Here is a 19,988-nt window from a genome sequence, read left to right on the forward strand (position 1 = left end):
GTTTGATAATATCAGCTATATTTGAATGCACATATTACCATTAATTAATACTCAGCAGGTCACCAAACAGATGGATCCTGATATCTCAAGAGATGCCTTACTTGAACAACTTAAAGGGGATTGGCTAAAGAATATTGAGAATGATCTTAGCTCACAGCTTGAAAAGGATGCTCAAGAACTTAATAAAGCATTTACAGTCACTTTAGAAAGGCTGAAGAAAGGTGAGTCAGAAAAAGCTTTTAATGATCTTCTTAAAAAGATAAAGCCATCGGAAGAGAAGGCCGAAAAAAACAAAGATAAGGAAGAGCAGAAAGAGACTGAAGAAGAGTCTGAGATTGAGTGGCTAAATGCTGTTAATAAGATCGTTGATAATATTCCGGAAGAAGTAGAGCTTATTCAGGAAGAGGAAAGGTTCATTGGCAAGCAAGAAGATCCTTTTCTTATCCGGTCCAACAAATTTCTTAAAAGAGCATGGCGGGGTTATGTTACAGGCCTTTCAAAGCTATTTAAAACCGGGAATAAAGATGGTTTCCAGGTATGGAAACAAAAAGTACCTGTTAAATCTATAGTTAAGTTTCATTTTCTGGATCTGGGGGAATGGGAAAAAAGCTGGGTTAATGAACTCAGAAGAGTAGAGTGTAATGCTCTTTTGGAAGTGGAAGCCAGGATCTTACATTCAAATGATCTCTTTCGACTGATAAAAGAAGAGAATGAGGAGGAAAAAGAGAAAGAAGAGAAAGAAGGTGAAGAGGACAGTACGCAGTCACAAAAGATTGAAGAACATCAGATACCAGTTCCAAATGAAGAAGACTTAGAGATCTTTTTTGAAAAGGCGATTGAAAAAGTTGAGAAAATTCAAAATGATCATAAAAAGTTACTCAAAGAGATTTTAAGTGAAAATCATGATGTGATCACTGACGCATTTTCGTTAGTCGGAACGGTTGAAATGAGTGCCGATGAATTTTCAGAAACTCAGACCAATAAAAAAGAAAATCAGCTAAAACAAAATTTTGAAAGCCGGTCGGATAACTGGAGGAAGCTTAAGATCGCTCTTGCCAATAAGCTTACTCTTTCGCATGAATTTGTAAAGCTTTACGAAGAGGTTAAAAATAGGATAGATGGGTTTTCAGACACTATAGCTGAGTTTTTTGATCAGGGTATTTCCGATCCTTTAAATGAATTGTCCGAAATGCTGAATGGTACCGTTGAGTTACTTGAAGAGCGAGAGGATAAGCCAGGTAAAGAAAAGGATGGTGCAAAGGGCTGGAAGGAAAAAGGGCAGGATATTCGGAATTTTATTGAAAGTAAACTTATTAAACCGATCGGTGAATCTACAGAGGAGGCAGAATTAAGTACAAAACTAGATCGATTTACATCAGCTATTCAGGAATGGACCAGCGGATTGCCTGAAAATGCTGTTTTAGTAGAAAAACTTGATCTTGCTGAATTTCCACCTAAGTTTGAATTTGAAGAAGTAGAGTGGAGGTCACTTGTAAAACGGGTATTGAATAATCAGATCACGAATCAGTTTGTGCCAAAGGAAATTAAACCTGAGGAATTCCTGTCAAAGGTATCGAGTGAGATCAATGAGATACACCAGATCATTGTCACCAATCTGGAGATCTCCGAAGAGGTAAAAAAATCAGATGAGGAAGATCCTGTAGAAGTTGCTAAAGAAGGTTTGATCAGAGCCGGTAATAAGCTGGATGAATTAACTGATAGCGTTTCTGAACGTAAAAAAGAATTGACCGATAAACTCAATGATCAGCGCAATAAAGCCTTTACAAAATTGGCTAAACTGCTTGATAAACAAGATGTTAGTGATGTTCGTCTGGCAGGGGCAGAGTATAAGGCCAGAGAGACTGCAGTTGACTGGAAGTCGAAGATACAGGCAATATGGGCACGGTTTGTTGACAGATTGGAACTCTTATATAGGTTTTGTCACAAGAAAATCAGCAACTATGTGTTGACCATCAGAGACTTTTTAGGTTTTTCTAGGGCTGAGGATCTTGAAAGTACGAAGGTGGATCTGGCGACCTTTTTATCAGAGACTGACGAGAAGATGTCTAAGCTTCCATTTATTTATCGTCGCCTTTTCGATTTTCAAAAAGAAGTGGATGCACGGTTTTTTATCAGGCGCCCAACTCAGTTCGAGAATTTCAAAAAAGGCTATGAGTTATGGCAAAATAATTTTCCATCCTCATTTGTTGTAGTTGGTGAAAAAGGAAGCGGAAAGAGTTTGTTCATCAAAATGGTTAAGGATGAGATCATAAAAAAGAATGATATCATAGAAGTTACGTTTGAAGGCACAGTGGCTGATAAACACAAGATCATCGAACAAATTGCAACCGCTTTAAAGATCAGCGATGTTAAAGAAACGGAAGATCTGATCGAGGCTATTAAACGTAAGAAAAAAAGGGTCGTGGTTATTCTTGAGAATATTCAGGATTGTTACGTTAGAAGTATTTCCGGATTTGAGGGCATTGAGGAGCTTCTATATCTAGTCTCTGAGACCAATAAAGAAGTTCTGTGGATGGTGAGTTGTACCCGCTATGCGTGGTTGTTCCTGGATAAAGTGCTTAACATATCCAACTACTTTACGCATACGGCAGAATCTGATAATCTCAGTGCAGATCAGATCCGGGATCTTATACTTCGAAGGCATAATGCCAGTGGTTATGATCTGAAATTTCTTCCGGATGAATCATCCAAAAAGAGCAGAGCATTTAAAAAGAATCTGGATGATGCAGATAAGACCCAAGAGTATTTACGTAACACCTACTTCGAAAAGTTGTCTAAGTTGTCTGAAGGGAATCCCTCTACCGCCATGATCTATTGGATCCGTTCTATAAAAGACTACGATGACACACACTTTTATATCAATCCATTTAATTTCAGTTCGATAGACCGTATTGAAAATTTGAATAGCTCAGACCTTTTTGCCTTAACTGCATTTGTTTTGCATGATTCTTTATATCCTGAAGATCTCAGTAAGGTTATGCATCAACCCCTGAGTGAAAGCAGGCTCACTGTTTCGAGACTTGCGACCAGTTCAATTTTAGTTGAAGGCAAAGAGGGGTATCTGCTTAATCACCTGATATACAGGCAGGTTGTAAGGGTGCTCAAAGAAGCTAACTTTATACATTGATGGTTATGAAGATGAATAAACTACATATTTCGGTTAGCTTGCTCATTATACTTTTTATAAGCTTTGGCTCATTCGAGTCTCTGCACGCATTTCAGCAGACGGATACAACAGCTATAGCAGATTCTGTGAAACAACTGGGCCAGAAAGACGAACTTTCATTATCTCAGAAGGTAGACTCCTTAGTAGAGGACAAGATCACGCGCCTCGATTCCCTTGCCAGGGTTTTACAACAAAATATTGAAAATGTTACCGAAGCTGACACCACTACAGTGGCAACGGATGATAGTGAACAGGCCATTGCACAGCTTCAGGAAGTGATCTCGTGGCGAAAAATACTATTTATCATTCTGTTTTTTATTCTGACCTATTATTTTACCTCATTCCTGAGTGCGATCCTGGATAATTTTTCGGAGCGAACCTCCAAGTATCGCTTGAAGATCAAACGGATGGTACCGATAGCTCGTGTACTTATCTGGACGATAGCTATCTACATTGCCATTGCTGGTATTATACAGCCCCCATATGCAACCATTATCACAGTTATGGCATCTGTGGGTATTGCAGTAGGCCTGGCTTCACAGGATGTACTTAAAAATCTCTTTGGTGGGATTATGCTGATCCTGGACCGGCCATTTCAGGTCGGGGATAAGATACAGTTTCAGGATTATTATGGTGAGGTATTGCAGATCGGTTTACGCTCAGCTCGAATTGTAACTCCCGGTGATTCTGTAGTCACGATCCCTAATGGTGAGTTGATCCGAACAGCGGTTTCAAACGCAAATACCGGCGCTTTGGATTGTTTGGTTGTCACTAATATTTACTTACCGGCCGATTGCCCAGTAGAAGAGGTCAAACAGATCGCGTACAAAGCGGTTATTTCATCAAGATTCGTTTTCATGAAAAAGCCGATCAGCATTATGACGGAGAATGAGATGCATCAACGGCGATTTATTCTGAAGGTAAAAGTTAAGGCGTACGTTCTGGATATCAGATACGAGTTTCCGTTTCAAAGTGACGTAACTGAACTGATACTTACAGAACTCCAAAAAAGAAACATCCTAAAGGATGAATTGCGAATTCATTCAGAAAATTAATCTACAATCTACGTTAAAATGACAAAGCTAGTAACACTCCCGATCGCAGTTATAATCGTAATGGTATTATCGGGATGCATCACACAAAAAGCCGATGCCTCCATGGATATTGATGACAGACTTGCGCAGTATACTGAATTTACCTTAGAGGCTGACTTGTCTGAGCTGACGGATAATCAAAAGCAGATTCTCCCACTGCTTATTGAAGCCGCAAAAGAAATGGAGAAAGTATTTTGGCTGCAAGCTTATGGCGATAAAGAGGAATTGCTATCCGGTCTTGGTGAGAAAGAACGTCGATTTGCTCAGATCAATTACGGTCCATGGGATCGATTGAATGGCAATGAACCGTTTATTCCGGGTGTTGGAAGTAAACCGGCAGGTGCTAATTTCTATCCTGATGATATGCTTACGGCGGAGTTTGAAGCATGGGATTCGGAAACTAAAGATGATCTTTACACTTTGGTACGCCGGGATGGTGATGGAAATCTGGTAACTATTCCTTATTTCCAGGCTTTTGCGGCAGAACATGAAAGAGCAGCTGAGTTACTGAAACAGGCCGCCGAACTTGCAGAAGATGCCGGATTTAAAAATTATCTTGAACTGAGAGCAGAAGCACTTCTTAATGATGAATATCAAGAAAGTGATCTGGCCTGGATGGATATGAAAGATAATACCATCGAACTGGTTATCGGCCCTATTGAAACCTATGAAGATCAGCTTTTTGGTTACAAAGCGGCTCACGAGGCATTTGTACTTATCAAAGACAAAGCCTGGAGTGATCGGCTTTCTAAATATGCTGCTGTTCTACCGGAACTGCAGCGAGGACTTCCGGTTCCTGAGGACTATAAGTCAGAGACCCCGGGAAGTGATTCAGATCTGAATGCCTATGATGCCATCTATTATGCCGGTGATGCCAATGCAGGTTCAAAGACCATCGCCATCAATTTACCTAATGATGAAGAAGTTCAGTTGGCTAAGGGGACACGCCGCTTGCAACTAAAGAATTCAATGCGGGCAAAGTATGATAAGATCCTTATCCCGATATCTGAGGTATTGATCGCGGAAGATCAAAGGCAGTATATTAGCTTTGATGCTTTTTTTGGTAATACCATGTTCCATGAAGTGGCTCATGGTTTGGGTATCAAGAATACCGTTGATGGAAGTGGAACTGTGCGTGAAGCTCTGCGAAACCATGCATCTGCCCTTGAAGAGGGTAAAGCAGATGTACTCGGACTTTATATGGTTGATGCCCTTCGGGAAAAAGGCATGATCGAGGACGGGAGTGCTGAAGAAGATTATGTAACATTTTTGGCCAGTATTTTTCGATCTATCAGGTTTGGATCATCAAGTGCGCATGGCCGTGCAAATCTCATTCGATTCAATTACTTCCAGGAAATGGGAGCGTTCGATTTTGATGAGGAAACAGAAACCTACCGCATAAATTTTGATAGGGTTGATGAAGCTGTGGCTTCTTTGTCAGAGAAGATCCTGACACTTCAGGGAGATGGTGACTACAATGCAGTAGATAATTTCGTTAAAAAGTATGCGGTTGAAACCGAGCGGCTTAGATCATCTTTGCAAAAATTATCAGAACAGAATATTCCGGTAGATATCACCTTTGAACAGGGACCGGATGTATTGAGTTTAAACTAACATATCTCACTAAAATAATTCCCGTTCGGTAAAATTTCTGGACGGGTTTTTGCTTCAAAATAACTTCATGAATTAATGGTATGATGGGTGGTAAAAATATTAAACCATCTGCCATTTACGAATTAAGATAACCCGTATCTTGTTAGTGAGTATAAATGTGAAGGTCTAAAATTATATCAAATATAATTTTGTCTCTATCATTCAATATCTTTGCATTGGTATTGATGTTTTTGAAGTTATAATCATTACACAGCAAAATTCAGTAATACAATGTCTGCTACGCCATCAACCATGCTGGAACTTGGAACTAAGGCTCCTGATTTTAATCTTGAGAGTGTAAACGGAGGGGATTTATCGCTTACTTACACAAATCAAAGTAAAGGGTTTGTGATCATGTTTATCTGTAACCACTGTCCTTATGTATTACATATTGAAGATGAGCTTGTAAATGTAGCTAACGAATATATTTCAAAAGGAGTTGGGTTTATAGCCATCAGTTCCAATGATGTGGAAAAATATCCACAGGATTCTCCCGAGAAAATGGCAGAAAAAGGCTATCCGTTTCCTTACCTGTACGATGAGACGCAGGAAGTCGCTAAAAAATATAAGGCAGCATGCACTCCTGATTTCTTTGTGTTTGATGAAAATAAAAAATTGGTCTATCGTGGACAGTTTGATGACAGCCGGCCTAAGAATGATAAACCTATAACAGGCAAGGATCTGCGTAATGCACTGGAAGCTGTATTAAAAGGGTGGAAGATACCCGAAGAGGAGCAAATCCCAAGTATAGGGTGTAACATAAAATGGAAACCGGGTAATGAACCCGAATATTTTGGTTAATAAAGAATGAACAAAGAAAAGCTTCAAAAGCTAAGAGAAGACTATAGCAAGCATTCACTTGATGAGTCTGAAGTAAGTGCGGATCCCATCATGCAATTTGAATCCTGGATGATGGAAGCCATGAAGGCAGAGGTTCCTGAACCGAATGCTATGACCCTTTCAACAGTAGATGCAGGAAATAAGCCACATTCCAGAGTTGTACTTTTAAAAGGAGTAGAAGAGGGGGAGTTCGTTTTTTACACCAACCACCAAAGTGATAAGGGTGATGAACTGGAACAGAATCCGAACGTTGCATTATGCTTCCTATGGTTGGAGTTGGAACGACAAGTTCGTATAGAGGGAACGGCTGAAAAGCTTTCTCAAGAAGAAAGTGAGGATTACTTTAGAATCCGGCCGTATCAAAGTCAGATCGGTGCATTAGCTTCAAATCAAAGTTCAGTTGTGCCAAACAGAGAATTTCTTGAAAAGCGATTTCAAGAGCTTAAAGAAAAATATCCGGAAGGAGATGTGCCAAAACCGGAATCCTGGGGAGGATACAAGATCAAGCCTCAAGTCCTTGAATTTTGGCAGGGCAGGAGAAGCCGACTTCATGACCGCATCAAATTTGAAAAGGTTGGGGATAAGTGGGATATCAAACGATTATCCCCTTAATTTAGAAATCGATCTAATTCTAATCTAACCGTTCTAAATTACCTATGCCTAAGATCAAAGAGCAACGGATGGAAGAGTTGCCAAAGCTGAATAATACGTTAGTTTACACTGAGTTCAGTAAAGAAAATCCGCCACCAAGGGGTAAATGGAATACCGAAGTTTTTGATAAGGAACAGCCTATCGTATTGGAATTGGCTTGTGGCAAGGGTGAGTATTCTATTGGTTTAGCCGAAATAGAGCCGGATAAAAATTATGTAGGTGTTGATGTAAAGGGAAACCGTCTTTGGGTTGGTGCCAAGGAGGCTTTGGAAAAGGGGCTTGAAAATGTCAGATACTTTCGTAGTTATATAGATCATCTGGATCTTTACTTTGGAGAAAACGAGGTAGACGAAGCATGGATCGTATTTTCAGATCCCTATCTCAAGAAAAAGAGGAAAAGACTTACCCACCCGAAATTTCTTAAATTATATAGAAAAGTCATGAAGCCCGGTTCTGTCATTCACCTTAAAACTGACAGTGACGTGCTTTATGAATACACCAAAGAGATCATACAGAAAGAGGATCTTGAGCTTATCACAGACGAACCTGATGTCCATAAAAATCTTCCGGAAGATCCGAAGTTATCCATTAGAACCTATTACGAGAATATACATATCGAAAATGGGAAGACCATCAAATACCTTTCGTTCAAACTTTGAAGGATCTTGCAAAAGGTTATTAGATCTCTAAATATATAATTTTGAGCTACTCTTGATTTTCGCTTTGGATTGGTTAAATTAGATTAGTTAACACTGTTAACCTAAATAAGTTAATGAGCGAAGAAAATCCGCTGCGAGATCAAATATTAGATATCAGTCGTTCTATGCTATTTAAGGACGGCTATAAGTCATTATCCATGCGAAAGATCGCTAAACGTGCTGGAGTGTCGGCCACAAGTATTTATCTCTATTTCGAGAATAAGGACCATCTGTTGCACACTCTGATAGAAGAATCAGTGGAAGACCTTAGCCGATACATTGAGGACAAAGCCCTGCCATCCGGCAGCTGTATCGATCGTTTTAAGACCATCATAAATGGCTATGTTGAATTTGGTTTAAAATTTCCTGAAAAATATGAGATCATTTATAAAGTGGGACCCAATTCAATGGCACGATACCCTAAGGAGAAATTCCGCAAAGCAAGACGGGCTTATGAATTGTTGGTTAAAACTATCGAAGAAAGCGTAGAGAAAGGTCAGATGGATGTTGACGAACCTCTGGTGGCTGCATATTCAATATGGGCTCAATTGCACGGCATCGTATCAGTGGTATTGAATGGCCGCTTAGACAGTCGCATAAACAAAGAAAAATTTATTGAAGACTCGATCGAACACGTGATACAGGGATTTTTGGTCCGTGCTGCGGTCACTTAAAAAAGGAGAAAGAAATGGATGCTATTACTGAATTATTAGGTTTTTTCACAGAAGTGCCCTTATGGGCTTCGATAAGTTCAACGGTATTGATCTTCCTGGTGCTGGGTTTTACGGGTGCACCGTTATGGCTGTGGGCCATTGCCGGATACGCAGGCTTGGCAGGTTTAAATGCCCCTGCATGGCTGTTCATAACCTACACAGTGCTTGTCGTGGTATTCAATGTGAAAGCACTTCGAAGATTGGTGTTAAGTGGTCCGCTCATGAAACTGCTGGATGCCATAAACTTTTTACCAAAGATCTCAGAAACTGAACAAACAGCTATTGAAGCCGGTAATGTTTGGGTTGAAGGCGAGCTTTTTTCCGGTAAGCCTAATATGAAACGTATTCTGGATGAAGATTATCCAGAGCTAACCGAAGAGGAGCAGGCATATATGGATGGACCTGTTGAGCAGCTTTGTGAAATGGTTACCGATTGGGACGTTATGGTTCGCAAAGGATTTACGGATGAGGTTTGGGAGTTTATGCGAAAAGAGAAATTTTTTGGACTCATCGTCCCTAAAAAATATGGTGGTCTTGAATTTTCAGCTACCGCTCATAGTGCCATTGTAGCTAAATTGGCCTCAAGATGCGGCCCCCTGGCAACAACCGTCATGGTTCCAAATTCCTTAGGTCCGGCAGAGCTGCTTTTACATTATGGGACCGAGGAGCAAAAAGATCACTACCTGCCACGCTTGGCAACCGGGGAAGAAATGCCCTGCTTTGGTCTTACTGAGGCAAATGCAGGTTCTGATGCTGGAAGTATGCGATCAGAAGGTGTTATATTTAAGGGAGAGGATGGCAATCTCTATCTCCGGATGAATTTTGAGAAGAGATATATTACCCTTGCCGCCATATCAACTGTGATCGGCCTTGCCTTTAATCTGAAAGATCCTGATCACCTGATCGGAGATGAAGAAAACAGAGGTATTACGTGTGCGCTGATCCCTTCTGATACTGAAGGTGTTGAACTTGGCAGAAGGCACGATCCGCTGGGTATCCCATTCTATAACTGCCCGATCGATGGAAAAGATGTCGTTATACCGGTTGATTCTATTATCGGTGGAGTAGATGGGGCCGGTAATGGCTGGAGAATGTTGATGGAATCACTGGCTGTAGGGCGTGGTATTTCACTTCCGGCTCAAAGTGCTGGTGGATCCAAAGTAGCGACAAGAGCCATCGGGGCTTATGCAGCCATTCGAAAACAATTCGGACTCAATATTGGTAAATTTGAGGGCGTTGAAGAACCTATGGCTAGAATTGGAGGCTACACTTATATGCTTGAAGCTGCAAGGCGCTATACTACCGGGGGACTCGACAGAGGCCAAAAGCCGGCGGTTGTCACAGCTATTGCTAAATATAATTTTACTGAACTTGGAAGAGAGATCGCAAACGATGCAATGGATATTGTTGGAGGGGCAGGAATTTCCAGAGGTCCTCGTAACATATTTGCAAGCACGTATACAGCTCTTCCAATTGCCATTACGGTAGAGGGCGCCAATATACTTACGAGAACCCTTATGATATTCGGTCAAGGTGCTATAAGATGTCACCCTTACGCCTATAATGAGATCGATGCCTTAATGAATATGGACGTTAAAAAATTTGACGATAACTTCTGGAAGCATATTGCTCATGTGATAACAAACATGTTCAGATCTGTATTACTCAGTATAACGAGAGGAAAGCTTGCCGGTTCACCCGTTAGCGGCCCGGCTTCAAAATATGTTAAGAAGCTATCATGGGCATCCGCTTCTTTTGCTTTCTTTACAGATCTTGCGTTGGGTTCATATGGAGGGGCCCTTAAAATGAAAGAGAAGATCGCCGGTCGCTACGCAGATATTCTCAGTTACCTTTATCTGGCATCCGCGACGCTGAAACGATTTGAAGCTGAAGGCAGAAGAGAAGCTGACAGAGCTTACTTTGAGTGGGCAATGGAGTACAGTTTCTTTAAGATACAGCAGGCTTTTGAAGGTATTTTGAGAGAGATCAAAGTTCCTGGTCTAAGCTGGTTATTCCGAATAGTTGGAGTTTGGGGGCGTTTGAACACAATCGGAACTTATCCTTCAGATAAATTGGGACACAAAGTAGCGCAAGCCATGCAAGTAAGAGGTGAAGATCGTGATCATATTACAAGAGGAATGTTCTTGCCCAAAGATAATGAATCAGCACTGGGCCGATATGAATATACGATGCGGCTTAATGAAGAAGCATGGCCTGTCTTTAAAAAGCTTTATAAAGCTATCAAAGCAAAAGAGTTGCCTAAAGAGCCTTATCTTGAAATAGCAGACTTAGCTGCAAAAAAAGGAGTTATCACCGAGGATGAAGCTGAATTGGTTAAGAAAACTGAGATCGCCAGAAATGATGCTATTCAGGTGGATGAATTCACACTGGAAGAATACCTTAATGAAACACCTACCAGGCCGGCAGGTGAAGGGAAAAAGTCTGAAATAGTATCGTAATTAAGAATAATAGAAAAAAGGTGACCCGTTTTGGGTCCCCTTTCTTTTGATGTTTAGTTTCTTCGTATCTGGAATATCGTGTTTGTTACAATAGCTGCAAGAGATACGATGGTAGAAAGAACGGTGATACGTTCTGCTGTACTTAGTTTTTGTGTTTCTTCTTTTGGAGGGATTATAACGGTTGACCCAGGTTGTATATCAGGATAGTTTCTAAAGAAGAGAAACTTTTTAGTTCTGTCTACTTCTCCATTTGCATAGACAACATAAGCCCTTTTGGTATTAGCTTGCTCAGTAAATCCACCTGCAGAACCAATATAGCTCTTAAAAGACTTAGAGTTTTCGAATCTGACATTGATAGGATAAAGAACTTCTCCTCTTACCTGAACCGTCTCAAGTCGTTTTGGTATTTTGAGCTCATCTCCAGGTTGCAATAGCAGGTTATAATTTGAGTTTCGGTTACCCAAAGCATCTTGCAATCGAATACCAACTTTTGATAGAGATTGAACTCTTTGATCAAGAACTGAATCAGCTAAATTAACTTCTCTTTGATCAACTTCATCTTCAATATCTCTTGTTAATGAAGCTCCTTCAGCATAAGCAAATTCAGTGAGACCACCGCTTTTTTCTATCAGATCTGCTAACCTAAAATCACGGGATGGTATTGCATATTCACCAGGAAATAATACTTCACCAGTTATTCTGACGGTTTGCTGGGTTTCGTAGGACGGAGATTTTCGTACAAAGACCTGGTCAAAAGGTTTGAGTTCTATTTCCTCCAACTGAGATGAATAGGTAAGGCCATTTTCAATATTTACGCTAATAATTTCCGCAATTTCGTTATGGATGGTAGCAGAACGATCACCGTCTATTCTACGTGCTATTTCAATATTATATGGGGCTGCCTCATCCTTGAATCCGTCTGCTTCAAAGATCAAATCTTTTAAGGAGCTGTTATCCACAAAGGGATAGCTTCCGGGACTTAACACAGAACCCGATATCTTCACAGTCTGAAATTCTCTAAGGTCAAAAATTGAGGATATTTTGATGCGATCATCTTTGATCAGTTCAATATCGTGCGATGCAGAATCGGCTAAAAGGTTATTTAGATTTACGGGAATTGCCTCAATGGAGTAGTCAGGTTGTGTTCTATATATAATGGCCCTTTCCATGAATGTGTCACCCATAAGACCTTCGGCATTATTGATGAGTGTAAGCAGCGTTGGGTTTTTTTCAAGTTGATATTCACCTGGGCGAAAAACAGGCCCTTCGATCTCGATCCTATTCTCATATCTGTCAAGTATGCGCTGAGCGGTAACAATATCGCCTGATTGCAGTACCGTATTGGCTTGATCCGGATAGGCGATATCAAGTACGCGTTTCTCTGTGTCAGTATTTCTCTCAACCTTTACGCGCTTGGTATAGGCATACTGATTGAATCCACTTACGTAGCTGAGTAAATCCTCAAATGTTTCTCCATCCAATGTTTCAAATAACCCGTTCTGCTTGAATTCTCCCTTCACTTGAATTCGATTGATGTATGGGTCAATTTTAATAATATCTTGATCGCGAAGGGTGATGTTCGAGGATAGATCGCCACTAATTAAAAAATCGTAAAGGTCTATTTCTTTGTGAACAGAACCATCTCGCAGAACTTTGATCGATCTGTAAGTTCCATCTTTATTGGGACCACCGGCTGCGTAAAGGGCATTGAATACCGTTGAAAGTGATGAAAGTGTATATGTTCCTGGTACATTCACATCGCCAATAAGGTTTACCTTGATACTTCTGACATCACCAAGTGAGATCTGCACATAAGTGTTCTTATCTTCCCCTTTCAAACCGGAATAAATCTCTGAAAGTTTATTTGTTAAACGTGCACGAGCTTCCTCAATAGTTAACCCACTTACATAAACAGGCCCAAGACTACTAATACGAACGGCACCTTCCGGACTTACAGGAAGCTGATACGTATTTTCCGAAGCTCCCCAGATATCAATGACAATCTCATCACCGGGCCCCAAGACGTAATTAGCAGGAGTGGGGATGTTTACAGAAGGTTCAAAAGTTAGGTACTGATTTGTAAATATGTTAGCTCCAAACACAGTAGAAGAATCCTGAACTTGTCTGTCAAGGAGCATATCCATGGTGTCAACACGAACGCTTTCATATGGCGGTTGTATACCCGGAGGGAGCTGCCCTTGCGGTTGCCCCATTTGGATTCTGCCACTTTCCTCACCTGATGTTTGGTCAGAATCACCTGAACCTGACCTTATATCATTAATTCTTCTGCGAAGCTTGCTGACCTCTGCAGGGTCCATTCCTCGCGTCAACGCAAGCTGTTCAACCTCGGAAATACTCAAGCCACGATCTTGCATGCGTTGGTACAATTGGCTTATTTGTGAGTCACTCAGTTGATCAACTTTAATATTCTGAAAGTCGATTCCTACATCCTGCGCCAGCAGGGGAAGGGATAAAATCGAAAACAGTAAACCGAAAACAAAGTATTTAATTTGTCGCATTCAGTATCGAAAGATTTTGAAATTAGATAGTTTAGGTACGATATGCTATAATAACAATGAATGTAGTAAGTTAAGAAACAAATAATTAAAGCACTAAAATGAACTCTCCTGTAGTCAAGTTTATTGGCAAGGCTCTGGGTTTCCTTGTGATGTGGCATCTTCTTTATGATCTGTTGTTTTCTGCAGTTGATGTGCACCGGTGCTGTTAAATTTGTCTTACATGAGAAAAAGAAAGGAATAAATATTTTATGAAAGAGAATTTGAAGTTGCAATCGGAGATCCTTAGTGAACTCGCAAATACAATTTCAGGTGATGGCGGTGATGTATTTAAACTAAAAGAGATTTTTTCAAAGATCGATAATGATAGACCGATCTGGTTACTGGGAGCTGGAAAAGCTTCAATGATTATGGCTCGGCAGGCGGAGGATTATTTTGGAGACGGAATCAAAGACGGATTGATCATCACAGATTCAAATCCTGATAAATTAAGATATATTCAAGCGTTTACAGGTTCACACCCCTATCCAAATGATGATTCTGTTTCTGCTTCCTACGAACTGATGGATTTTGCATCTAAGATACCGGAAACTGATCAGGTTCTGTTTTGTCTGTCAGGTGGAGCGTCTTCCTTATTTTGTATACCTGCCGGTGAGATAGAAATAGAGGATTTAAGTAAAACCTACAAATTGTTACTGAATTCCGGAGCTTCAATTCATGAGATCAATATAGTTCGAAAACACTTGAGTGAGACATCAGGAGGCAGGTTGGGTAAGCTTCTTTCTGAGCACAAGTTACTTTCTGTAATAATATCGGACGTTCCGGGAGATGATCCTTCAGTGATCGGAAGCGGACCTACGGTTCCTGATCCAACTACGTTCAAGGAGTGTTTTGCCATCGTTAAGAAATATAAGATTTGGCCAAGGTTACCTCACTCTGTAAGAATACATATCTCTAAAGGTATGCACGGAGATGCAGAGGAAACACCCAAGCCATCACGTAAAAAATGGAGGAAGCATAAACTTGAGGTTATTTCTGCTGCTAAATTGCTGGCAATGGATGTTGGTGAAAGGCTTGAGAAGGCGGGTTTTAACATTGAGATCTCACCTAAAGCGTACGACATGGAGATCTCAAAATTATCCAAAAAGATCTGCAGTGAAGCCATCTCCGTTTTAGGTAAAAGAGGGAACATCAAATCACCGGCTGCTTTGATCTATTTTGGTGAAAGTACTGTAAATGTAAAAGGAGATGGCAAAGGAGGAAGGAATCAGCATTTAGCTCTTATGGCAGCTTTAACTATCGAAGGGCAACATCCAATTTCTGTCATGAGTCTGGCTACGGATGGAATCGACGGGCCAACAGATTCTGCCGGTGCAATTGTTAATTCTATGACTACTTTGAAAGCAAGAAAGCAGAAGTTGGAGCCTGAAGATTTCCTTCAGGCATACAATTCCTATGAATTTCACAACCAAATGGACACATATCAAAACCGGTAGAACCGGAAAAAACGCCATGGATCTACAAGTTGTTTTGGTAAGCTCTTCATAATTAAAGGATAAAATCCTGTATTAGGTAAAAAATTAGAATTAATATCTGTTAATGGTATTTTATAGGGCAAATAATCTCCATATATAGATATTGGTAGAATAATTGGTTACAATTATAGTGTATAATTAAGTAATTATTCTGCTATGGCCCATCTAAAATTAGATCAGATTGACAAACAGATCATCCAGATCCTTCAGCAGGAGGGAAGAATCCCCAATAATGAGTTGGCAAAAAGAGTTGGCCTGACTACAACGCCAACTCTTGAACGGGTAAGGCGACTTGAGCGTGAAGGTGTTATAGACGGCTACTCGGCAAAAGTAAATAAAGATGCAGTAGGCAGGGGGTTCACTGCATTTGTAAAAGTAACACTAAAGGTTCATCAATTGAACCTGATGGAAGAATTTACGTCGGCGATACGGGAAATTCCTGAGATCCTAGCCTGTTATCATACAACAGGAGACGGTGACTTTCTGCTGCATGTTGTAGCAAAAGACACTAAGGATTATGAGCAACTGATGCGAAACAAGCTGACCACTCTACCCGATGTGGAGCGGCTTCATACCAGCATTGTACTGAATACCATCAAAGATCAATCTCCAATCCCAGTTTATCATGAAGACAACAGTTAAACCAACGTTTGCATCAGCAGCCATTCATGGCGGAAAAGGAAATAAGGATCAGTATGGAGCCCATACTTCACCGATCTATCAAACCTCCACATATATGTTTGATGATGTAGAATCTGGTGCAAAAGCATTTCGCCACGAAGAGGGTGGAGCGAGTCACGTTTATTCCAGGCTGGGAAATCCGACAGTGGAAGAGCTTGAACGTACTATCTGTGCTTTAGAGACTTACAGTTTGAATGATCCGGAAAGTTATATGGGTATGGCATTTGGGAGCGGGATGGCAGCCATCTCAACAGGTATCATAAGTTTTGCATTTGGGGGGCATATTATTGCTCAAAACGATTTATACGGATGTACTTCACAATTTTTAAAAGAAGAAGTCCCGGGCATGGGTATCACCGTTTCTTTTACAGATACCTCGGATGTTAGGAATATTGAAAAGCTGCTTAAAGAACATTCTGATACCAGGTTGATCTATCTGGAAAGCATTGCAAATCCAACGCTAAGGATCTCTGACATCAAAGCGATCTCACAGCTTGCTGAATCTTACAATGCACTTCTTATGGTGGACAACACATTTGCAACCCCATATCATATGCAACCGCTTGATTTAGGTGCAGATATCGTGGTTCACTCGACTACCAAATATCTGGGAGGTCATGGAACTTTGATCGGTGGTGCAATGGTGGCTAAAGTAGAATTGTTTGAGGAATCCAATACTTTTCTATTTCGCAAAAATCTTGGTGGAATAGCCGGACCAATGGATGCTTGGTTAACAACTAACGGAATTAAAACGTTGCCAATTCGTATGAAGCAGCATAACGAAAATGCAATGAAGATCGCAAAATGGCTGGAAGCTCATCCAAAAGTTGAGCATGTGTTTTATCCTGGACTCAAATCACATCCTCAGCATGAACTTGCAAAAAGCATAATGAATAATGGTTTTGGAGGAATGATCACTTTTGAGTTGAAGGGAGGTTTTGAGGCAGGTGTGTCACTCATGAATAAGGTGGAATTATGCACCCTTGCAGTAAGTTTGGGAGCTGTAGATACCCTTATTCAGCACCCGGCTTCTATGACTCATTCAATTGTGGATGAGGAGATCAAAAAAGCCGCGGGAATTACTGATGGATTAGTTCGTATATCTGTTGGTATTGAAGGCGTTGAAGACATCATTGCCGACCTCGAACAAGCTATGGGTAATTCTTAATGAGTAAAAGATGAATGTTGAATTGGTAAACTGGTTCAAAATTCAACATTCAAAACTCATAATCTCAAGGTTACCAGCCACCGCCGGCGCCGCCACCGCCTGAACCAAATCCGCCTCCGCCTGAAAAGCCTCCGAAACCGCCACCTCCACTTCCACCGCCACCACGGCCTCCAAAGCCACCACCATAAAAGATGATGCCGCTGGAACCAATAGAATGCTTGCGTCCACCTTTTCCTCCTTTACCGCGTGTGAGTAAGATAAAGATGATAATGATAAAAATGATGAGCACGTCAATAGGAAAGCCATCTCCGGAAGATTCTTTCTGACTTTTCGGGAATCCTTTGAATTCTCCGGCCGCCAGATCGATCAAAACGTTTGTCGCCTGATCCAGTCCGCTATAGAAATTACCGGCCTTAAAACTGGGAACCAGAATATCGGCATAGACACGGTTAGCCATAGCATCAGGAATGGCCCCTTCAAGACCGTAGCCAACTTCGATCTGCATACGCCGGTCTTGCTCAGAAACTAAGATCAAAACGCCATTATAGCGTTCACCTTCCCACATACGCCAGTTATTGAACAGTGTAGTTGCAATTTCTTCTTCTGAATATCCTCTAAGGCTCTCAAGTGTTGCAATGGCAATCACATTAGTAGTTGAATCTCTATAGTTGCTCAACTTTTTCTCTAGCCGATCTTCTTCAGATGAAGTTAGCATGTCCGCAAAATCATTTACCATCCCGACAGGGCGTTCAGGTAAGAAATCCTGTGCTGACGCTGATAAGGATATTCCTGCAAAAAGTATAAGGTATAGGAGCTTACGCATCCGTTTCTCCTTCATTTTTGTCGTAGCTGATGGTATTGGATAGTTCATTAACTTCACCTTTTTGCTCAAAAGGAAAGCTCTCTTTCAATTTTTGGCCGATCTGAAGCACTACTTCTGTAAGTCCGGTTTGATAATCGCCGGCTTTAAAGTATTTAAGGATCAGTTCCAGTTCTTCGTCCCAAAATGATTGTCCCACTTTAGAGTGAATTCCTTTGTCTCCCCAAATGGCAACTTTGTGATCTTTCCAGGCTACATAAACGATCACTCCATTTCGGAATTCTGTTTCATGCATCTTGAGTTCAGCAAAAACTTGCTTGGCTCGTTCGATGGGGTCATCTGCTTTGCATTTTTTTTCGATATGAACACGAATCTCACCTGATGTAGCTTCTTCTGCTTCTTGAATAGCTTCAACAATGTGTTCTTCCTGTTCCGGTGATAGAAATTTTGCCATACGTTTTATATGAGACGTAAGATTTTTGACCTAAGATGAAAGACCGATCTTTAGTATTTAAAATCTCATGTCTTTCATTTTTTGTCGATTATTTTAATTACTGAAATCTACTTCAGGAGCTTGTTCGGCTCCTACATCAGCTTGGAAATATTCTTTTTGTTCGAAACCTAAAATGGAAGCAAACATACTTTTTGGGAACTGACGAATTTCAGTATTGAATTCCTGTGCAGCCTGATTAAATCTCATGCGTTCAGTTGAGATCCGGTTTTCTGTTCCTTCCAGTTGAGCTTGTAAGTCCCTGAAATTTTGATTGGCCTGAAGTTCAGGATATCGTTCTACTGTTACCAGCAGTCGTGATAAAGCCCCGCTCAGTTGGCCCTGTGCCTCCTGAAATTGCTGGAAGGCTTGTGGATTGTTGAGATCGTTGGCATCAATATTTACGGATGTGGCCCTGCTGCGTGCCTCAATCACTTCTTGTAAGGTTTCTGATTCGAAATCAGCTGCACCTCTCACCGTATTCACAAGATTAGGTATCAGGTCGGCTCTGCGCTGATATTGATTCTCAACCTGAGCCCAAGCTGCGTTTACATTTTCCTCAGCTGTTACCAAGTTATTATTAACACTGATTCCGTAAAAAACAAGGAGTGCAAGCACTCCGATAATGATCCAAAATTTTGCTTTCATGAGTATTTAATTTGTGGTTTATTTGTTGCCCCTATACGAACAGATAAATTAATTGTTTTAAGTAACTGTTAAATAAATTTATCTGAATTTTAATACAGTTAACAATAATCAAAAACTATTCCATTGTCACAACTCAATCCTAAATTCATTTATTTTGACTTAGACGATACTCTTCTTGATCACAAAAAGGCAGAGGAGGCGGGACTTCGGGACGTACATAAGCACTTCGAGATGTTCAATGGAATATCAGATGTTCAGCTGCTAGACACTTATCATCATATCAATAAAGGTTTGTGGGGTGAATACGGCCGTGGGCAAATTGATCGTCATGAACTTCATAGGCGCAGATTTCAGGAAACATTTCGGGATCTTGGGTTAGATGAAAAGATGCATGAAGAAGCAGGGAAGGTGTATATGAACTATTATCGTAATCACTGGGAATGGCTAGATGGAGCCGAGAAATCATATCAAAAGATCTCTGATAATTTTGATGTTGGGATCATAACCAATGGATTTTCTGAAACCCAGAAACTGAAGATTGATCAATTCAAATTGAGGGAAACCACTAGAAATATTGTCATTTCGGAAGAAGTAGGAGAGATGAAGCCCCATCCTAAAGTGTTTGATCATGCCACGGAATTGGCCGGGGTGAATCGGGAGGATATTTTATACGTGGGCGATTCGTTTGCCTCTGATGTGGTTGGCGGAGCAAAAGCGAACTGGAAAGTTGCCTGGTATACACAAAATCCTGTTGAACAGGGTTATAAGCTGGCAAGTTTGATATTCGATGACTTCAATGATCTTCTGAAATCACTGAATATCGATTAGATGTAAC

Annotated in this window: 16 protein-coding genes; 12 read left to right on the top strand and 4 right to left on the bottom strand. The window is 40.7% G+C overall.

The features are described 5' to 3' along the window. The first annotated feature begins 25 nt into the window (after positions 1–25). The 8 genes from ACKGJO_RS01290 (at position 26) to ACKGJO_RS01325 (ending at position 11,295) form a co-directional block, all read left to right on the top strand. Positions 26–3,148 (top strand): AAA family ATPase, encoded by a 3,123-nt coding sequence (locus ACKGJO_RS01290; protein WP_411321590.1) that lies wholly within the window; start codon positions 26–28, stop codon positions 3,146–3,148. 11 nt (positions 3,149–3,159) lie between these two features. After that, complete coding sequence (locus tag ACKGJO_RS01295; RefSeq protein WP_411321591.1) at positions 3,160–4,242, top strand: mechanosensitive ion channel family protein; 1,083 nt, start codon at positions 3,160–3,162, stop codon at positions 4,240–4,242. Between the two features lie 18 nt (positions 4,243–4,260). Beyond that, entirely contained in the window at positions 4,261–5,895 is a 1,635-nt protein-coding gene (locus ACKGJO_RS01300; RefSeq protein ID WP_411321592.1) for a dipeptidyl-peptidase 3 family protein, read from the top strand. A 270-nt stretch (positions 5,896–6,165) separates the two neighbouring features. Then, positions 6,166–6,735, top strand: a complete 570-nt coding sequence (locus ACKGJO_RS01305; protein ID WP_411321593.1) for a thioredoxin family protein — start codon at positions 6,166–6,168, stop codon at positions 6,733–6,735. Between the two features lie 6 nt (positions 6,736–6,741). Beyond that, on the top strand, positions 6,742–7,386 hold the full coding sequence (gene pdxH, locus ACKGJO_RS01310) for a pyridoxamine 5'-phosphate oxidase (RefSeq protein ID WP_411321594.1): 645 nt from the start codon (positions 6,742–6,744) through the stop codon (positions 7,384–7,386). 44 nt (positions 7,387–7,430) lie between these two features. Beyond that, complete coding sequence (gene trmB, locus ACKGJO_RS01315) at positions 7,431–8,084, top strand: tRNA (guanosine(46)-N7)-methyltransferase TrmB (RefSeq protein ID WP_411321595.1); 654 nt, start codon at positions 7,431–7,433, stop codon at positions 8,082–8,084. Positions 8,085–8,197: 113 nt separating this feature from the next. After that, on the top strand, positions 8,198–8,797 hold the full coding sequence (locus ACKGJO_RS01320; protein WP_411321596.1) for a TetR/AcrR family transcriptional regulator: 600 nt from the start codon (positions 8,198–8,200) through the stop codon (positions 8,795–8,797). 14 nt (positions 8,798–8,811) lie between these two features. Next, positions 8,812–11,295, top strand: a complete 2,484-nt coding sequence (locus ACKGJO_RS01325; RefSeq protein WP_411321597.1) for an acyl-CoA dehydrogenase — start codon at positions 8,812–8,814, stop codon at positions 11,293–11,295. A 53-nt stretch (positions 11,296–11,348) separates the two neighbouring features. On the opposite strand, the gene ACKGJO_RS01330 is transcribed toward ACKGJO_RS01325, so the two are convergent. Then, a complete protein-coding gene (locus tag ACKGJO_RS01330; protein ID WP_411321599.1) occupies positions 11,349–13,814 on the bottom strand; it encodes a polysaccharide biosynthesis/export family protein in 2,466 nt (821 codons plus the stop codon). Between the two features lie 248 nt (positions 13,815–14,062). Between ACKGJO_RS01330 and ACKGJO_RS01335 the strand changes: the two genes are divergently transcribed. From ACKGJO_RS01335 to ACKGJO_RS01345, 3 genes are all read left to right on the top strand, one after another. Further along, on the top strand, positions 14,063–15,307 hold the full coding sequence (locus ACKGJO_RS01335) for a glycerate kinase type-2 family protein (protein ID WP_411321600.1): 1,245 nt from the start codon (positions 14,063–14,065) through the stop codon (positions 15,305–15,307). 195 nt (positions 15,308–15,502) lie between these two features. Continuing rightward, positions 15,503–15,988, top strand: a complete 486-nt coding sequence (locus tag ACKGJO_RS01340; protein ID WP_411321601.1) for an Lrp/AsnC family transcriptional regulator — start codon at positions 15,503–15,505, stop codon at positions 15,986–15,988. Further along, complete coding sequence (locus ACKGJO_RS01345) at positions 15,972–17,195, top strand: trans-sulfuration enzyme family protein (RefSeq protein ID WP_411321602.1); 1,224 nt, start codon at positions 15,972–15,974, stop codon at positions 17,193–17,195. The genes ACKGJO_RS01340 and ACKGJO_RS01345 overlap by 17 nt, the downstream gene beginning before the upstream one ends. 70 nt (positions 17,196–17,265) lie before the next feature. On the opposite strand, the gene ACKGJO_RS01350 is transcribed toward ACKGJO_RS01345, so the two are convergent. The 3 genes from ACKGJO_RS01350 to ACKGJO_RS01360 form a co-directional block, all read right to left on the bottom strand. Then, positions 17,266–18,018 carry a TPM domain-containing protein gene (locus tag ACKGJO_RS01350; RefSeq protein ID WP_411321603.1) on the bottom strand — a complete coding sequence of 251 codons (753 nt, stop codon included), beginning with the start codon at positions 18,016–18,018 and terminating at the stop codon, positions 17,266–17,268. Next, entirely contained in the window at positions 18,011–18,469 is a 459-nt protein-coding gene (locus tag ACKGJO_RS01355) for a TPM domain-containing protein (protein ID WP_411321604.1), read from the bottom strand. Before ACKGJO_RS01355 ends, ACKGJO_RS01350 begins: the two co-directional genes overlap by 8 nt. A 93-nt stretch (positions 18,470–18,562) precedes the next feature. Then, positions 18,563–19,153, bottom strand: a complete 591-nt coding sequence (locus ACKGJO_RS01360; RefSeq protein ID WP_411321605.1) for a LemA family protein — start codon at positions 19,151–19,153, stop codon at positions 18,563–18,565. 123 nt (positions 19,154–19,276) lie between these two features. Here ACKGJO_RS01360 and ACKGJO_RS01365 point away from each other — a divergent pair, with 123 nt between their 5' ends. Next, on the top strand, positions 19,277–19,981 hold the full coding sequence (locus tag ACKGJO_RS01365; protein ID WP_411321606.1) for an HAD family hydrolase: 705 nt from the start codon (positions 19,277–19,279) through the stop codon (positions 19,979–19,981). Positions 19,982–19,988: the final 7 nt, after the last annotated feature.

This window comes from Gracilimonas qinghaiensis, assembly GCF_046602855.1.
Classification (GTDB): domain Bacteria; phylum Bacteroidota; class Rhodothermia; order Balneolales; family Balneolaceae; genus Gracilimonas.

What these genes read in the sequence shown, in the direction of transcription:
- ACKGJO_RS01290 (WP_411321590.1), top strand. Translation starts at nt 26, where the DNA reads ATGCACATATTACCATTAATTAATACTCAGCAGGTCACCAAACAGATG.
- ACKGJO_RS01295 (WP_411321591.1), top strand. Translation starts at nt 3,160, where the DNA reads ATGAATAAACTACATATTTCGGTTAGCTTGCTCATTATACTTTTTATA.
- ACKGJO_RS01300 (WP_411321592.1), top strand. Translation starts at nt 4,261, where the DNA reads ATGACAAAGCTAGTAACACTCCCGATCGCAGTTATAATCGTAATGGTA.
- ACKGJO_RS01305 (WP_411321593.1), top strand. Translation starts at nt 6,166, where the DNA reads ATGTCTGCTACGCCATCAACCATGCTGGAACTTGGAACTAAGGCTCCT.
- pdxH (WP_411321594.1), top strand. Translation starts at nt 6,742, where the DNA reads ATGAACAAAGAAAAGCTTCAAAAGCTAAGAGAAGACTATAGCAAGCAT.
- trmB (WP_411321595.1), top strand. Translation starts at nt 7,431, where the DNA reads ATGCCTAAGATCAAAGAGCAACGGATGGAAGAGTTGCCAAAGCTGAAT.
- ACKGJO_RS01320 (WP_411321596.1), top strand. Translation starts at nt 8,198, where the DNA reads ATGAGCGAAGAAAATCCGCTGCGAGATCAAATATTAGATATCAGTCGT.
- ACKGJO_RS01325 (WP_411321597.1), top strand. Translation starts at nt 8,812, where the DNA reads ATGGATGCTATTACTGAATTATTAGGTTTTTTCACAGAAGTGCCCTTA.
- ACKGJO_RS01330 (WP_411321599.1), bottom strand. Translation starts at nt 13,814, where the DNA reads ATGCGACAAATTAAATACTTTGTTTTCGGTTTACTGTTTTCGATTTTA.
- ACKGJO_RS01335 (WP_411321600.1), top strand. Translation starts at nt 14,063, where the DNA reads ATGAAAGAGAATTTGAAGTTGCAATCGGAGATCCTTAGTGAACTCGCA.
- ACKGJO_RS01340 (WP_411321601.1), top strand. Translation starts at nt 15,503, where the DNA reads ATGGCCCATCTAAAATTAGATCAGATTGACAAACAGATCATCCAGATC.
- ACKGJO_RS01345 (WP_411321602.1), top strand. Translation starts at nt 15,972, where the DNA reads ATGAAGACAACAGTTAAACCAACGTTTGCATCAGCAGCCATTCATGGC.
- ACKGJO_RS01350 (WP_411321603.1), bottom strand. Translation starts at nt 18,018, where the DNA reads ATGCGTAAGCTCCTATACCTTATACTTTTTGCAGGAATATCCTTATCA.
- ACKGJO_RS01355 (WP_411321604.1), bottom strand. Translation starts at nt 18,469, where the DNA reads ATGGCAAAATTTCTATCACCGGAACAGGAAGAACACATTGTTGAAGCT.
- ACKGJO_RS01360 (WP_411321605.1), bottom strand. Translation starts at nt 19,153, where the DNA reads ATGAAAGCAAAATTTTGGATCATTATCGGAGTGCTTGCACTCCTTGTT.